Source organism: Undibacterium sp. Ji83W (assembly GCF_049340385.1).
In the GTDB taxonomy this organism is placed as follows: Bacteria; Pseudomonadota; Gammaproteobacteria; order Burkholderiales; family Burkholderiaceae_D; genus Undibacterium.
In genome coordinates, this window is the sequence record NZ_JBMPOZ010000008.1 from 103614 (window position 1) to 116810 (window position 13197).

General features: G+C 50.0%; 16 protein-coding genes. 9 read left to right on the forward strand and 7 right to left on the reverse strand.

The genetic code is table 11. The annotated features are described in order from the left end of the window. Positions 1–4: 4 nt before the first annotated feature. The 3 genes from rsgA to ACO0LD_RS15050 are packed head-to-tail and all read right to left on the reverse strand — an operon-like array spanning position 5 to position 2530. Complete coding sequence (rsgA, locus tag ACO0LD_RS15040) at positions 5–910, reverse strand: ribosome small subunit-dependent GTPase A (protein ID WP_423008165.1); 906 nt, start codon at positions 908–910, stop codon at positions 5–7. Beyond that, positions 910–1260 (reverse strand): 4a-hydroxytetrahydrobiopterin dehydratase, encoded by a 351-nt coding sequence (locus ACO0LD_RS15045; RefSeq protein WP_423008167.1) that lies wholly within the window; start codon positions 1258–1260, stop codon positions 910–912. The genes rsgA and ACO0LD_RS15045 overlap by 1 nt, the downstream gene beginning before the upstream one ends. A gap of 10 nt (positions 1261–1270) precedes the next feature. After that, positions 1271–2530 (reverse strand): M48 family metallopeptidase, encoded by a 1260-nt coding sequence (locus tag ACO0LD_RS15050; RefSeq protein WP_423008169.1) that lies wholly within the window; start codon positions 2528–2530, stop codon positions 1271–1273. A gap of 42 nt (positions 2531–2572) precedes the next feature. On the opposite strand from ACO0LD_RS15050, the gene orn reads away from it, so the two are divergent. Beyond that, positions 2573–3169: an oligoribonuclease gene (gene orn, locus ACO0LD_RS15055; RefSeq protein ID WP_162040688.1), complete on the forward strand. Its 597-nt coding sequence runs from the start codon at positions 2573–2575 to the stop codon at positions 3167–3169. 83 nt (positions 3170–3252) lie between these two features. On the opposite strand, the gene ACO0LD_RS15060 is transcribed toward orn, so the two are convergent. Both ACO0LD_RS15060 and ACO0LD_RS15065 read right to left on the reverse strand, forming a co-directional pair. After that, the gene (locus tag ACO0LD_RS15060; RefSeq protein ID WP_423008171.1) at positions 3253–3687 is read right to left on the reverse strand and encodes a VOC family protein; all 435 of its coding nucleotides are present in this window, start codon (positions 3685–3687) and stop codon (positions 3253–3255) included. A gap of 31 nt (positions 3688–3718) precedes the next feature. After that, positions 3719–4075: an FKBP-type peptidyl-prolyl cis-trans isomerase gene (locus ACO0LD_RS15065; protein WP_422951232.1), complete on the reverse strand. Its 357-nt coding sequence runs from the start codon at positions 4073–4075 to the stop codon at positions 3719–3721. Positions 4076–4512: 437 nt separating this feature from the next. Here ACO0LD_RS15065 and ACO0LD_RS15070 point away from each other — a divergent pair, with 437 nt between their 5' ends. From ACO0LD_RS15070 to ACO0LD_RS15105, 8 genes are all read left to right on the forward strand, one after another. Further along, a complete protein-coding gene (locus ACO0LD_RS15070) occupies positions 4513–5487 on the forward strand; it encodes a cytochrome D1 domain-containing protein (protein ID WP_423008172.1) in 975 nt (324 codons plus the stop codon). A gap of 43 nt (positions 5488–5530) precedes the next feature. Then, positions 5531–6289: a polysaccharide deacetylase family protein gene (locus ACO0LD_RS15075; protein WP_423008174.1), complete on the forward strand. Its 759-nt coding sequence runs from the start codon at positions 5531–5533 to the stop codon at positions 6287–6289. After that, positions 6289–7269 carry a sterol desaturase family protein gene (locus ACO0LD_RS15080; RefSeq protein ID WP_423008176.1) on the forward strand — a complete coding sequence of 327 codons (981 nt, stop codon included), beginning with the start codon at positions 6289–6291 and terminating at the stop codon, positions 7267–7269. Before ACO0LD_RS15075 ends, ACO0LD_RS15080 begins: the two co-directional genes overlap by 1 nt. Continuing rightward, positions 7266–8120, forward strand: a complete 855-nt coding sequence (locus tag ACO0LD_RS15085) for an EI24 domain-containing protein (protein WP_423008178.1) — start codon at positions 7266–7268, stop codon at positions 8118–8120. Before ACO0LD_RS15080 ends, ACO0LD_RS15085 begins: the two co-directional genes overlap by 4 nt. A gap of 18 nt (positions 8121–8138) precedes the next feature. Next, positions 8139–8939 (forward strand): competence/damage-inducible protein A, encoded by an 801-nt coding sequence (locus ACO0LD_RS15090; RefSeq protein ID WP_423008180.1) that lies wholly within the window; start codon positions 8139–8141, stop codon positions 8937–8939. Between the two features lie 2 nt (positions 8940–8941). Next, a complete protein-coding gene (locus ACO0LD_RS15095; protein ID WP_423008182.1) occupies positions 8942–10288 on the forward strand; it encodes a TAXI family TRAP transporter solute-binding subunit in 1347 nt (448 codons plus the stop codon). A gap of 279 nt (positions 10289–10567) precedes the next feature. Further along, entirely contained in the window at positions 10568–10813 is a 246-nt protein-coding gene (locus ACO0LD_RS15100; RefSeq protein WP_423008184.1) for a hypothetical protein, read from the forward strand. A gap of 143 nt (positions 10814–10956) precedes the next feature. Further along, on the forward strand, positions 10957–12249 hold the full coding sequence (locus tag ACO0LD_RS15105) for an acetamidase/formamidase family protein (RefSeq protein WP_423008186.1): 1293 nt from the start codon (positions 10957–10959) through the stop codon (positions 12247–12249). A gap of 51 nt (positions 12250–12300) precedes the next feature. Here the strand turns inward: ACO0LD_RS15105 and ACO0LD_RS15110 are convergent, their stop codons facing one another. Beyond that, entirely contained in the window at positions 12301–12558 is a 258-nt protein-coding gene (locus tag ACO0LD_RS15110) for a hypothetical protein (RefSeq protein WP_423008188.1), read from the reverse strand. A 125-nt stretch (positions 12559–12683) separates the two neighbouring features. Next, entirely contained in the window at positions 12684–13196 is a 513-nt protein-coding gene (locus ACO0LD_RS15115; protein WP_423008190.1) for an Lrp/AsnC family transcriptional regulator, read from the reverse strand. Between the last annotated feature and the right edge of the window lies 1 nt (position 13197).

Below are 13197 nucleotides of genomic sequence, written 5' to 3' on the forward strand. Positions count from 1 at the left end.
GATATCAATATCCTATCGTCTGCTTCGATTCATGTACCAGCTGTTCAAACATATCATGCCGCATGGTGGATATTTCCCCATCTTTGACTGCCGCCAGAATTGCACAGCCAGGCTCGGTATGGTGGTGGCAATTATAGAATTTGCATTTGCCCAGGTGCGGCAAAAACTCGGGAAAGGCGCGTTCCAGCATGCCTTCACTGAGGTGATGCAGGCCAAACTCCTGGAAGCCTGGTGAGTCGATCACGTAAGAGTTCGCATCCATGTGATACAGGCGGGTGAAGGTGGTCGTGTGTTTGCCGGTATCGAGTGCTGCCGAGATTTCGCGGGTGGCGATTTCTGCGTCGGGGATCAGCAAATTGATCAGTGAAGACTTGCCCATGCCAGACTGGCCGATGAGGATAGTGCTTTGGCCCTGCATCAGATTATGCATTAGCTGGCGTGTACCTTCTGGATCTGTTCTGACCGATACTTCATGTACTGGATAGCCTAGCTTGGCATACAGGCCGACACGTTCCCTGGCCTTGGGCAGAGAGGCGGTGACGTCCACCTTGTTCAAGATCAGGTGTGGTTTGATGCCGGATGACTCCGCCGCCACCAAGGCGCGCGATACCAGGTCATCGGTAAAGCTGGGTTCTGTCGCAACCACGATCAGCAGTTGTGTCAGGTTGGCCGCCAACATCTTGGATTTGTATTGGTCAGAGCGGTATAGCAAAGTCTTGCGTGTGGTGATGGCTTCAATCACACCCTGGTTTTTGGATGTCAGGGCGTATTCAACAATGTCGCCAACCGAGACATCGCTTTTCTTGCCGCGGGTGACGCAATGGAGCTTGACTTGCACGCCATCTATCTCTGCCTGTACCAGATAATGGCGGCCATGGGCAGCAATGACTAAAGCTTGTGAACGCGCCATCAGGAAAAACTCTGCTCGAAAATTGCATCTATTTTGGCAGCGCAGATAAAGTCATTTTCAGAAATGCCACCTTTGCCATCGTTGACGGTATGTGTATCAAACTTGATGACGCAACGGTTATAGGTCACTACCAGTTCAGGGTGGTGGTCTTCGGCATGAATCACATAGGCAATTGCATTGATGAAGGACAAGGTTTCATAATAATTCTTGAATTGGAAAGTCCTCACGATGCGCGGGCCATCTTGCGTCCACTTTGGTGTCGCGGCAAAGTAGGCGGGCAGGCTGGCGTCGTCAAGACCGGTTTCTGTGTGCTGGGATTTCTTCGCCAGCAAGTCTGTGGATTTGATCATGGTGTCTCCGTTATTGTGCTGCCAGCAGGTGGTTGATGCGCACCGATGCTGATGGGTGTGAGTCATAAAACGCCGAATGCAGAGGATCTGGCGTCAGGGTAGATGAATTGTCGTCATACATTTTGACCAGGGCAGTGACCAGGTCATTGGCATTGGTATGTTTGGCGGCAAAGGCGTCGGCTTCAAATTCATGTTTGCGTGAAGTGATCGCGCTCAGCGGTGAAAACAGGAAGGTAAACACAGGCAAGACCAGCATGAACAAGATCATGGCCATTGCATCATTTTGTGCCAGCAACATAGGGTCAACGCCCAGGCCAGTGTAGAACCAGATTTGCTCTTTAAAAAAACCGAGCATTGCCATAAAGGCCAGCGACAAGGCGAACATGACGGCCATGCGCTTGATGATGTGCTTGAGCTTGAAATGACCCAGTTCATGCGCCAGCACGGCTTCAATTTCATTTGGGGCGAGGCGTTCCAGCAGGGTGTCATAAAACACGATGCGCTTGGCGCCACCAAAGCCGGAGAAATAGGCATTGCCATGACCAGAGCGCTTGGAGCCATCCATGACAAAGATGCCTTTCAAAGCAAAGCTGACACGCTTGCTCAGGTTTTCTATACGTTCGCGCACTTCTTCATTGTCCAGTGGCCAGAATTTGTTGAACAAGGGGGCGATCACGACCGGGAAAATCAGCATGATCAGCATTTGGAAGGCGATGAAGAATGCCCATGCATACAGCCACCACAAGTTGCCTGCTTTTTCCATCAGGGTCAGTATCACCCAGATCAGGGGCAGGCCCAGCACCGCACCTATCAGTGCATTCTTCACCATGTCAGTGAAAAACAGGCCCAGCGTCATCTTGTTGAAGCCAAATTTTTCTTCCAGCACGAATTGTGAGTAATAGCTAAAGGGAAATTCGATAATGCTGCTGATGATGGTAAATGCCACCAGCAGGCTGATCTGATACCACATGCCGGGGCCAGTGAGCTTGACCAGATGCACGGACAGCCATTGCAAGCCGCCAAACAGGGTAAAACCCATCAAAACTACCGCATTCAATAGCAGCATGACCATGCCCAGCTTGGTCTTGGCAATGGTGTAATCCGCTGCCTTTTGGTGGGAGGCCAGACCTATCTTTTCTGCGAATTGTGCAGGTACCGCAGCACGGTTACGCAGGATGTGGCGGATATGGCGGGAGGCCAGCCAGAACTGAATAATCAGCGTCAATAGCAGGAAGGAAACGAATAAAACCGAAAAAACGGATGAAATCATGGGAAAATGTGACATTCGATAAGTAATAGCCAAGGAAGAATTATGTCACAAGCGACCGACATTCAAACAAACACTGCAAATCCTGCTACGCCAGCCCGTCCAAATGAAATGAACCTGATCTGGCTGGACATGGAAATGACAGGCCTGGACCCGGATACTGATCGTATCATTGAGGTAGCCGTGGTGGTAACTGATTCACAATTGAATGTACTGGCAGAAGGCCCCGTATTTGCAATTCATCAATCTGATGAAACCCTGGACAAGATGGACAACTGGAACAAGGGCACGCATGGCCGTTCAGGCCTGATCGACAAGGTCAAAGCCTCTACTGTGACTGAAGCAGATGCTGAAGCCGCTCTGATCGCCTTCCTGAAGCCCTATGTGCCAGCAGGTAAATCACCTATGTGTGGCAATACCATATGCCAGGACCGCCGCTTCATGGCACGTGGCATGCCCAAGCTGGAGGCTTTCTTCCACTACCGTAATCTGGATGTATCGACATTGAAAGAATTGTGCCGTCGCTGGAAGCCTGAACTGGCATCTGGTTTCAAGAAGCATCAAAAGCACACCGCACTTGCGGATATTCTGGAGTCCATCGAAGAGTTGAAATACTATCGCGAGCATTTCATTAAAGAATAAGCTGTATTCACCAAATTTGTAGCAAATAAGCAAAAGCCAGGCTGAGACCTGGCTTTTGTTTATTTTTTGCTTATTTGAACGTCTCAGAACAGCACCAGTCCCTCATAAGGCTTGATTTTCAAACTATCGAGCCATGATTGCAAATCACCGACATGCAATTCCAGCTTGTGGCCATCAGGATCAAGCAGGTAAAGCGAATCACCTTCGCTTTTATTGATTTTCCATAGCGTCAATTCGCCGGCATTTGCCATCTGCTTAAAAATGGCAAAGGATGCAAGGCTTACAGAAAATGCAGTATGAGTGTATTCAGGGGGAACGCTGGTACGGCAATCCTGGTCCAGCGAGAGGCAGAGCCAGTCATTGCCGGCTTCCAGATAGGCACCATTTTTCCAGCGGGCGACTGGTTTCAAACTCAGTACATCGACATAAAAGCGGAAAGAGCGCTCAAGGTCAGCAACTGAGAGCGTAATATGGTTCAAGCCCATGACAGCTGCCACGGGCTTGTTCAAATCAGGCATGCTGATCTTTGAGGGATTTTGCAGAGAGAGATTAAACGCCCAGCAATTCCACTTCAAATATCAGGGTTGCATTGCCAGGGATCACGCCACCAGCGCCGCGTGGACCGTAACCCAGGCTGGAAGGGATAGTCAGCAGGCGAGTGCCGCCGACTTTCATGCCTTGCACGCCTTCATCCCAGCCCTTGATCACATGACCTGCGCCCAATGGGAAAGAAAATGGCTGACCACGGTCTTTGCTGGAGTCAAATTTTTTGCCTGCACTGCCGTCAGGGTTTTGCAACCAGCCTGTGTAGTGAACGTCGACATGGTTACCGGCTTCTGCTTCTGCGCCTTCGCCAATGACTTTATCTTCGTATTGCAAACCGCTTACTGTTGTAATAGTGCTCATTATTTTCCTTTGTTTCGCGTTCTGTAACGCTTTAAATTTACTGCTGGTATTTTGTTGTTCGTACTTAGTTCCAGATATGCCGTTTTCAAGCCTGGATTTCAAGTCTGTATTTCAATTCGATCTATGAGAACGATATTTTGACTTATCGCCATGCAATCCAATATTGCTCTTGGGTAATTTGCGTGGAGGTTTTCAAAGAAGCTCAATTATAAAACGCTGGAATCGTCGTCGCTGATCTTGAAAAGCTGGCGCAATTGTAGAGCAAAAGAAAAGATTTTGGTCACTTACACCTGCTTTCTTGCTCTGACAGCAATAGGTTCAGGCTTGATTTTGGACAAATTAAGTGAAAAATCTGAAAAACAATTGAAGGAAAGCTCTTTCCTTATTGTCATGCGCTGTAAAATGCCAGTTCGATTTATTTTTTTGCGGTCTTTTTCATGCGTAGTCGTATCTTGTTGTCGTCTTTGGCGTTTTCTTTGGTTTCCGCATTCTCTGCATTTTCTGCACAGGCCAATGTGGTCGTGGTGCTCAATTCGCGTGATGCCACCGTGAGCTTGCTTGATCAGGCCACTTATAAAGAAATCAGCACCTTTCCTGTGGGCAAGGAACCCCATCATTTGATGGCCACCCCAGACAACAAATCCCTGATCGTGGCGAATGCGGTTGGCAATGAGCTGGTTTTCCTTGACCCAAAGACTGGTCAGATACAGCGCCGTATGAAGGATATTGCAGACCCGTATCAAATTGGCTTTTCACCAGACCAGAAGTGGTTTATCTCGAATTCCCTGCGCCTGGACCGTGTTGATTTCTATAAGTTTGACGGACAGGAAATGAAGCTGGTACAACGTGTACCACTGGCGAAATTGCCTAGCCACATGGCTTTTGATGCAGCCAGTACGACGGTTTTCATTACCCAGCAAGGCAGTGACCAGATTTCTGCCATTGATCTGGCAACACAAAAAATCAAATGGACTATCCCGGTGGGTAAATTGCCTGCTGGTATATCCATGACACCCGATGATAAATACTTGCTGGTAGGTATCATGGGCAGTAATTATATTGAAGTCATAGACTGGCGCACGCAGAAAACCGTCAAAAAAATCAAGGCAGGCGAGGGCACGCATAACTTCCGCGCCCTGGGTGATAAACGACATACTTTTGTCTCCAACCGTACTTCCAATGAAATCAATATCCTTGACCAGCAGACTTTGGAAATTGTAGGCACCATTCCTGTTCCGGGCGGCCCTGACTGCATGGAAGTCAGCGAAGATGGCAAAACCCTGTGGGCGACCCTGCGCTGGATCAAGAAAGTGGCCGTCATTGATATTGCCAGCCGCAAGGTCATCAAGATGATTCCGGTAGGCCGTTCCCCGCATGGCGTCTACTTTGCCAATCGTGCCGGCAATATGTAAATTGCTGCGGCCTGCGCATGCGGCCGTTGCGGCTTTGCTGACCATGTTGGTTTTGCCTGTAGTTACTGCTGCCACGACTGCAGCAAGCAATTGCAAGGGAACCATCTACCTGACTTTTGATACTGGCAGCCAGTCGCAGGCCGAGCTGATAGCTGCTACCCTGCGCCGCCATCAAATCAAGGCGACTTTTTTCCTGGCGAATGAAAAGACCGTGCAAGGCGATTATTCGCTGGACATGAGCTGGTCGCCCTACTGGAAAAAACTGGCCGATGAAGGCCATGCTTTTGGCACCCACAGCTTTGATCACGTGTATGTCGTTGGCGATTTGCCTGACGGACGTATTGCCGTCAAGCCTCAGTTTGGAGCGCAAGCTGGTCAAACCCTGCAATGGACGGCAAAGGAGTATTGCCAGGAGCTGCGTCGCGTCGATCAGCGGTTTTTTGCCCTGACCGGTAAAAAGCTTGATACCCTGTGGCGCGCACCAGGTGGCAAACTGACCCCCAATTTGTTGAAAGCGGGGCAGGCATGCGGCTACATGCATGTGGGCTGGTCACCTGCCGGATTTTCTGGCGATGAATTGTCCAGCGAAAAATTCAGCAATCCCATGTTGCTGAGACGTGCTCTCGACAAGCTCAGGGATGGCGATATTTTCATGGCGCATCTGGGTATATGGTCACGCAAGCAGGCCTGGGCACCAGAAAACCTGGAGCCGCTGATTAGCGGCCTTGAGCAAAAATCCTTTTGTTTTGCTACTCTACGCGAACACCCCGCATATCAAAATTTAAATCAGCAGAAAAAATAATGACTATTTCCGATCTGTTCACAAATCTGCAAGCCTGGATTTTTGAAACGATAGTACAGCCCGCGATGTTCAATCTGGGGCTGGGTGAATTTGTGGAAGACTCTTATGAGGGCGTCGAATGGTTCATGCTCGGCATCTTGCAATTGATCGTGCTGTTCATCATCTTGCGCCCTCTTGAATCGTGGATACCCGTGCATGAAATCAAGAACCGCTATGCACGCTGGAATGATTTCATTTACACCGCCTTGCACAGGTTGGGGGCTTTTTCCATCCTGGTGTTTTTTGTGCTGGATCCCTTGCTGGATCAGTTGACGGCCATCCTGCACTTGCAGGGTGTCAATCCCTTCAACCTGGAAAACATCTGGCCAGGTATGCTGCAGTATCCAGTCCTGCTGTTCTGCGTATATTTGTTTGTACTGGATTTTTTTGATTACTGGTATCACCGGGCCGAACATCAATTCAACTGGTGGTGGGCCTTGCATAGCCTGCACCATAGCCAGCGCGACATGAATTTGTGGAGTGATAACCGCAATCACCTGCTGGACGATTTTATCCGCGATATTTATATGGGCCTGATTGCGATTGTGATCGGTGTAGAGCCAGGGCAATATGTCATGCTGGTGATGGCATCGCAAATGCTGCAAAGCCTGCAACATGCAAATGTGCGTGTCCATTTTGGCCGCATAGGTGAATACCTGCTGGTGTCGCCACGTTATCACCGCACCCATCATGCCATAGGCATAGGTCATGAGACCCATGGCAAGGGCACACTGGGTGGCCATAATTTTTCAGTTTTGTTCCCTGTCTGGGATGTATTGTTTGGTACTGCCCTGTTTGCCAAAGAATTTTCTCTGACCGGCATACGTGACCAGTTAGCCGCACCTGAGGGTAGCGCACGTAACTATGGCGAAGGATTCTGGTCACAGCAATGGCTGGGTTTAAAGCGCATGTTTGGATTTGACAAGGAAAAGCAACAATGAATATCGCATCCGTGATGCGGGCATGGGGTAGGGCAGTAGCAGCGCAATTGCATTACCGTATGCTGCTACTGACTTTTTTACCTTTTATGGTCGCCCTCGTTTTATGGGGCATAGCCATGTGGTGGGGTTTGCAAAGCATGATGGATTTTATCCAGGCATGGTTGGGCGAGCATGATGGTTTTGCGCGGGTCAGCAGTGTGTTGTCCATGGTCGGCCTGCTGGCTCTCAAGATGGTGGTCGTGCCGCTGGTGGCCATGTGGGTACTTTTGCCGCTGATGGTATTTAGCTCATTGATGTGTATAGCGGTGTTTGCCATGCCTGCTATCAGTAAACATGTCGGTATGCGTGATTACCCTGAGCTGGAACAAAAGAATGGCGGCAGCTTCCTGGGTAGCATGGGGCATTCCTTATCTTCTTTCCTCATTTTTGCGCTGATCTGGTTTGTAAGCTTGCCGCTGAACCTGATCCCCTTCGTCAGCCTGGTACTGCAACCTCTTTTATGGGGCTGGCTGACTTACAGAGTCATGGTGTACGATGCACTGGCGCTGCATGCTGATGCTGATGAGCGTGCCAGTTTGGTGCAGGAGCATCGCTGGTCTTTGCTGTCTATAGGCATCATTGCTGGCCTGTTTGGCGCAGCGCCTGGTTTGTTGTGGCTGGGCGGTGTTGTCTCTACCCTGTTCTTGCCTGTCATCGCAGGCGTGGCGATCTGGGTTTATGTACTGGTGTTTGTATTCACTGGCCTGTGGTTCCAGCATTATTGCCTGGAAGCCTTGCAACGTCATCGCAGCGTGCAGCCTCAACCAGGGTCGCCTGTGCCGTCAGTGCCGCAGACGCTGCCCGGCCTGTAATATTAAAAAGGAGAAATCGTGGCAATCGGTCTGATTATCGTTGGCGATGAAATTTTATCTGGTAAACGCGAAGACAAGCACATGTCCAAAGTCATTGGTTTGCTGAAGGCGCGTGGCATGCAGCTAGACTGGGTTGAGTATATAGGCGACAACCGCGAGCGCATTACAGCGACCTTGAAACGCAGCTTTGCCAGCGGTGACGTAGTGTTTTCTACCGGTGGCATAGGTGCAACGCCAGATGACCATACCCGTCAGTGCGCGGCAGCCGCGCTGGATTTGCCTGTCGTTCTGCATCCAGAAGCCAAACTCCTGATACAGGAACGCATCATGGATATCGCCAAAGAAAAAGGCGAAGTGGCCGACCTGACCACGCCTGACCATTTGCACAGGTTGAAGATGGGCGAGTTCCCACTGGGGGCCGACATCATCCCCAATCCTTTCAACAAGATCGCCGGTTTTTCCATACATAACCACTTCTTTGTTCCCGGTTTCCCGGTCATGGCCTGGCCCATGCTGGAGTGGGTGCTCGATACGCATTTTTCTCATCTGTTCAATCAGCATGCACAGTTTGAACAATCGGTACTGGTATATGAAATGGCTGAATCCATCGTCACCCCTTTGATGGAGCAACTGGAGGCTGATTTCCCGCTGATCAAAGTTTTCAGCCTGCCCACCGTTGGCAGTGAGACAGAGCGCAGGCATATAGAACTGGGTGTCAAGGGAGATGAGCAGCAAGTGCCTGTTGCCTACGAGAAAATGCTGAAGGGCTTGCAGCAGTTGAAGGCGGAATACATTCCTACTCCAGCCAAATCCAGTTGAACATGCAAAAAATCAAATTCACTCTCTTCAATCTGCGTGATCTGCTGGTCGCATTTGGCCCGATCACGCTGATGGTGGTGATAGTCTGTGGCGTGGGCTACTGGCTGGTAGACCCGGCACCGCCACGTGTGATTGATATTTCCAGCGGACAGGAAAATGGTTCTTATGAGCGTTTTGCCAAGCGTTATGCGCAAGAACTGCAAAAAAATCAAATCACCTTGCGCCAGCAATCCTCACAGGGGTCAGAAGAAAACCTGAGCCGCATCAGTGACCCTGATTCTGAAATTGAAGTGGGTTTCGTGCGCAGCGGTTCTACCGATGAAGCACAAGCCCACGAGCGCGGCCTGATTTCACTGGGCAGCCTGTTTTATGAGCCTATATGGGTGTTTTACCGCAGCCCCAAAGAATTTACCACTATCAGCCAGTTCAAGGGCAAGATCGTCAATGTCGGCCCTGACGGTAACGGCGTCGCCAAACTGTTCAGCCAGATTTTGAGTGTCAACAGCATGTCGGAAGAAGACGTGACCATACAAAAACGGGCTGATACGCCGGGCACAGTTGCCTTATTGGATAACAAGGTCGATGTGCTGATCTTCAGTTCAGCCAGTGATTCACCACTCGTACAAATGTTATTGCAGACACCCGGTATACGCCTGTTTGATTTTGTGCAGGCAGAAGCTTATACCCGGCGCTTTCCGTTTTTGTCGCATGTCGTGCTGCCGCGTGGCATCGTAGACATAGGCAAGGACATCCCAGCCCATGATTATCATTTGATCGCGCCGACAGCAACCCTGGTCGCCCATGAAAGCCTGCATCCGGCACTGATGGGTTTGCTATTGCAGGCAGCACACAGGATACATAGTGGTGCCGATTGGTTCAGTCGTCAGGGTGAATTCCCGTCCGATAAATATACAGAAATACCTGTGTCCCATGAGGCTGAGAAGTTCTATAAAAACGGCCCGCCCATGTTGCAACGCTACTTGAGCTTCTGGATTGCGAATTTTATAGAACGCATGTGGGTCGTTATCGTCGCCCTCGGTGCCTTGTTCTTGCCGCTGTCCAAGATTATTCCGCCCCTGTATGTCTGGCGCATACGCTCACGCATTTACCGCTGGTATGGGCAACTGCGCCTGGTAGAGCAGGCGATAGAAGAAGTCGCGCTTGAAGACAAACAGAGCGTCGCAGAGAAACAATTGCGCCATCTTGATGAGATAGAAGAAAAAGTCAATCGCATCACCATACCCTTGTCCTATGCAGAAGAATTATATGGCTTGCGCAGCCATATCCATTTCGTACGCTCAAGAGTACAAACCATGCTGACCGCAGCCATGGGGCAGGCGGCGCAGTAATGGAACTGTACTTCCAGTAAGGATTTTTAAAGCAAATTTATGCTTGAGAAAAAAACTATCAATGAAATCAAATTTGCCGCACCTCGCTTATACAGACTAATCTTAAAAAGTTTGGCTGCAGTTTTATGTCTGATATTTCTGGCGCTGCTGTGTGGCCCCTGGCTATTGTATGCATACGGTTTATCAAACATTACAGACCGGCCCGAACATGCCAAGATCGCAGTGCTCAGACAGGAAGACAAAGCGCTGATCTGGAAAGAATTGAAAGAGCAGGGAGCTATGCAAGTAGAGGTCTTAACGCCCTATGAAATATATTCTCTGTTGCTGGATAAGTCTGACCCTGCTGGCTTACGCTTGGCCTGGTATGTTGCCAGAAACTATAATTACGATCATCTGCAAGACCGCCGTATGGTGAATTGGCACATCTCTGGCGAGGCACTTACTGTGTGGCTGACGCGGCACTGGAGTGCTGATGAATTGCTGGCCAAGGCACTGGAAGTTCGTCAAAACAAGGCAAAACCATGATTTCATCATGCGTTTGCCGTGCAAACTAAACGATGTGTTTGCAGTCTGTGCATGGTAATTGGCAGTTCATCGCATTTAATGAAGCTTAGGCGCAGAATAATTTAGTATCGCAGCTACATTTAATTTTTTTCACGGGGAAAAACATGCTGCGATACGCGATGTTATTGATCTTTCTTGTCCCTTGTCTGGCGACTGCAGCAAATGAAGAGCACTGGCTATTGCAAGTCGATAGATGGGGCAATCGCTCTTATCAGACATTGAGTATTACAGTGGACGGTAGCATCATCAACGGCAAGCTTGATGGTGACCAGCTTGTTGGTACGCGTAATGCCAAAGGCATGGCATTCACAGTAACTGATGCGGACAAGGCAAAGTATTCTTATACTGGCACAGTCAGCAAGGATGCCATGCAAGGCACGGCTGATTTTCCTGATACAAATAACCCGCAGGCAAGAGCTTCGCATACATTCAGTGCGCGCAGGATACCTGATCGTCCTGCCGGGGCTGTACGGAAATACGATTTCCAGCCCACAGATTATTCCAATGAATTCGACCCGCATCGTCTCCCAGTGCTGACGATCTGGCCGGGTGATACGGTGCACACCAAGACCATAGATTCTGGCGGCGTCGATGAAAATGGCGTCACCAAAGCCTTGTATGGTAATCCGCAGACTGGCCCGTTTTTTGTTGGCAGTGCCGAACCGGGCGACACCTTGGTGATACACCTTAAACGCTTGCGCCTGAACCGTGATTATGCCGACAGCCTTGACAGTATCGTCGGCAGGGCATTGGGTACTGCACTGGCAGCCAAAGCAACAAATCTTGGCAAGCCCATACGCTGGAAGCTGGATAGGGAACGTGGTTTGGCCAGCCCGGAAAAACCGACAGAAGGTTTGCGTAATTTGAGCCTGCCAGTGCGCCCCATGCTGGGTGGGCTGGCGGTTGCACCGGGCAATGGTTCCCCGCCCATATCTACAGGTGACACTGGGCGCTTTGGTGGCAATATGGATTTTAATGAGGTCGTTGAAGGCAATACCGTCTACCTGACTGTGCAGCAACCCGGTGCCTTGCTTTATCTGGGTGATGCGCATGCCCTGCAGGGAGATGGTGAGACCTCGCAATATGCTTTGGAAACATCCATGGATGTGGAATTTACCGTGGATGTCATTAAAGGGAAATCTGTCAATGCACCAAGAGTAGAGTCGCCCACGCAGATCATGGTACTGGGGCAGGCAGGTTCGCTGGATGATGCCTTGCGGGTAGCAACCAGCGGCATGGTGCAGTGGCTGCAACAGGATTATGGGCTCAACCTGTCGGAATGTGCCCAGATATTGGGTAGCGCTATTCATTTCAGTATCCCCAATCTGGCGGGGCGCAGCGTAGGTGTTGCAGCAAAACTGGACAAGACTGTGCTGGCAAACTTGCGCCGTCAATGAGGGCAATGACCAGGGGACTGGGTTGCCACGATCTGCATGGTCAGAGTCTGGTTACGACTGATGTGTGGCCAGCATATCACGCAGGCCAGGGTCTGCAATAGCGAACACATCGAATATACCTAAAGCCTTCAAGGCGGGCAGGGCTTCCAATACAGCCGTTTTTGCCTTGGCGCGTTCTTCTGTCGAGCTGTCTGACTGCAAATAGGTCTTTGCATTGACCACGAAGGCAGCGACGGTGCCTTTTCTGATCGTCAGGCCGTCAATAGTGGTCGTGTTGATGTGATCTGGGAGTATGTCTTCGGCTTTCATGTTGTTTCCTTGTGGGTTGATGAAGGCTCTAGCATGCGCCTGATGTCGACAAACTACTTGCGACTTTGCGCCTATATATGTCGCGCCAAGGCCAGCATCATATTCACTCATTCCCATCCCAGGAATCATGTAAAGACTATCTGGGTTTTGACAGGCCGTGGCAGGGCAATATGTTCCAGTGGAAGGCTGGAAGTTTGTTTGATCGTTTTCAGTGTCACGATGGATTTGACGCTGGCGACGCTGGGGAGGCGTAGTAATTTTTTCTCCATGAAGTCAGAGAATGATGTCAAGTCTGGTGCTGTAATACGAAGTATATAGTCTGCCTCACCAGTGACTGAGTGACATTCAAGCACTTCAGGCAAATCCATCATCGCCTTCTCGAACAATGCGGCATGTTCGCCCTGTCTGCTTAAGGTGATGTGTGTGAAAGCCGAGACTCCTAAGCCTATCACTTCAGGATTAAGCACTGCAACGTAGTGAGAAATCACCTTTGTTTCTTCCAGTCGTTGCACGCGGCGACTGACTTGTGATGTTGATAAATGTACTTTCTCCCCAAGTGAACTATTGGTTGCTTTTCCATCTCGCTGTAAGGCGGTGAGTAAATTGATGTCGTAATTATCAACTGTGACAGTGCTCATA

Coding starts and splice junctions, on each gene's coding strand:
- rsgA (WP_423008165.1), bottom strand. CDS start 910: ATGGCGCGTTCACAAGCTTTAGTCATTGCTGCCCATGGCCGCCATTAT.
- ACO0LD_RS15045 (WP_423008167.1), bottom strand. CDS start 1,260: ATGATCAAATCCACAGACTTGCTGGCGAAGAAATCCCAGCACACAGAA.
- ACO0LD_RS15050 (WP_423008169.1), bottom strand. CDS start 2,530: ATGATTTCATCCGTTTTTTCGGTTTTATTCGTTTCCTTCCTGCTATTG.
- orn (WP_162040688.1), top strand. CDS start 2,573: ATGTCACAAGCGACCGACATTCAAACAAACACTGCAAATCCTGCTACG.
- ACO0LD_RS15060 (WP_423008171.1), bottom strand. CDS start 3,687: ATGCCTGATTTGAACAAGCCCGTGGCAGCTGTCATGGGCTTGAACCAT.
- ACO0LD_RS15065 (WP_422951232.1), bottom strand. CDS start 4,075: ATGAGCACTATTACAACAGTAAGCGGTTTGCAATACGAAGATAAAGTC.
- ACO0LD_RS15070 (WP_423008172.1), top strand. CDS start 4,513: ATGCGTAGTCGTATCTTGTTGTCGTCTTTGGCGTTTTCTTTGGTTTCC.
- ACO0LD_RS15075 (WP_423008174.1), top strand. CDS start 5,531: ATGTTGGTTTTGCCTGTAGTTACTGCTGCCACGACTGCAGCAAGCAAT.
- ACO0LD_RS15080 (WP_423008176.1), top strand. CDS start 6,289: ATGACTATTTCCGATCTGTTCACAAATCTGCAAGCCTGGATTTTTGAA.
- ACO0LD_RS15085 (WP_423008178.1), top strand. CDS start 7,266: ATGAATATCGCATCCGTGATGCGGGCATGGGGTAGGGCAGTAGCAGCG.
- ACO0LD_RS15095 (WP_423008182.1), top strand. CDS start 8,942: ATGCAAAAAATCAAATTCACTCTCTTCAATCTGCGTGATCTGCTGGTC.
- ACO0LD_RS15100 (WP_423008184.1), top strand. CDS start 10,568: ATGCAAGTAGAGGTCTTAACGCCCTATGAAATATATTCTCTGTTGCTG.
- ACO0LD_RS15105 (WP_423008186.1), top strand. CDS start 10,957: ATGCTGCGATACGCGATGTTATTGATCTTTCTTGTCCCTTGTCTGGCG.
- ACO0LD_RS15110 (WP_423008188.1), bottom strand. CDS start 12,558: ATGAAAGCCGAAGACATACTCCCAGATCACATCAACACGACCACTATT.
- ACO0LD_RS15115 (WP_423008190.1), bottom strand. CDS start 13,196: ATGAGCACTGTCACAGTTGATAATTACGACATCAATTTACTCACCGCC.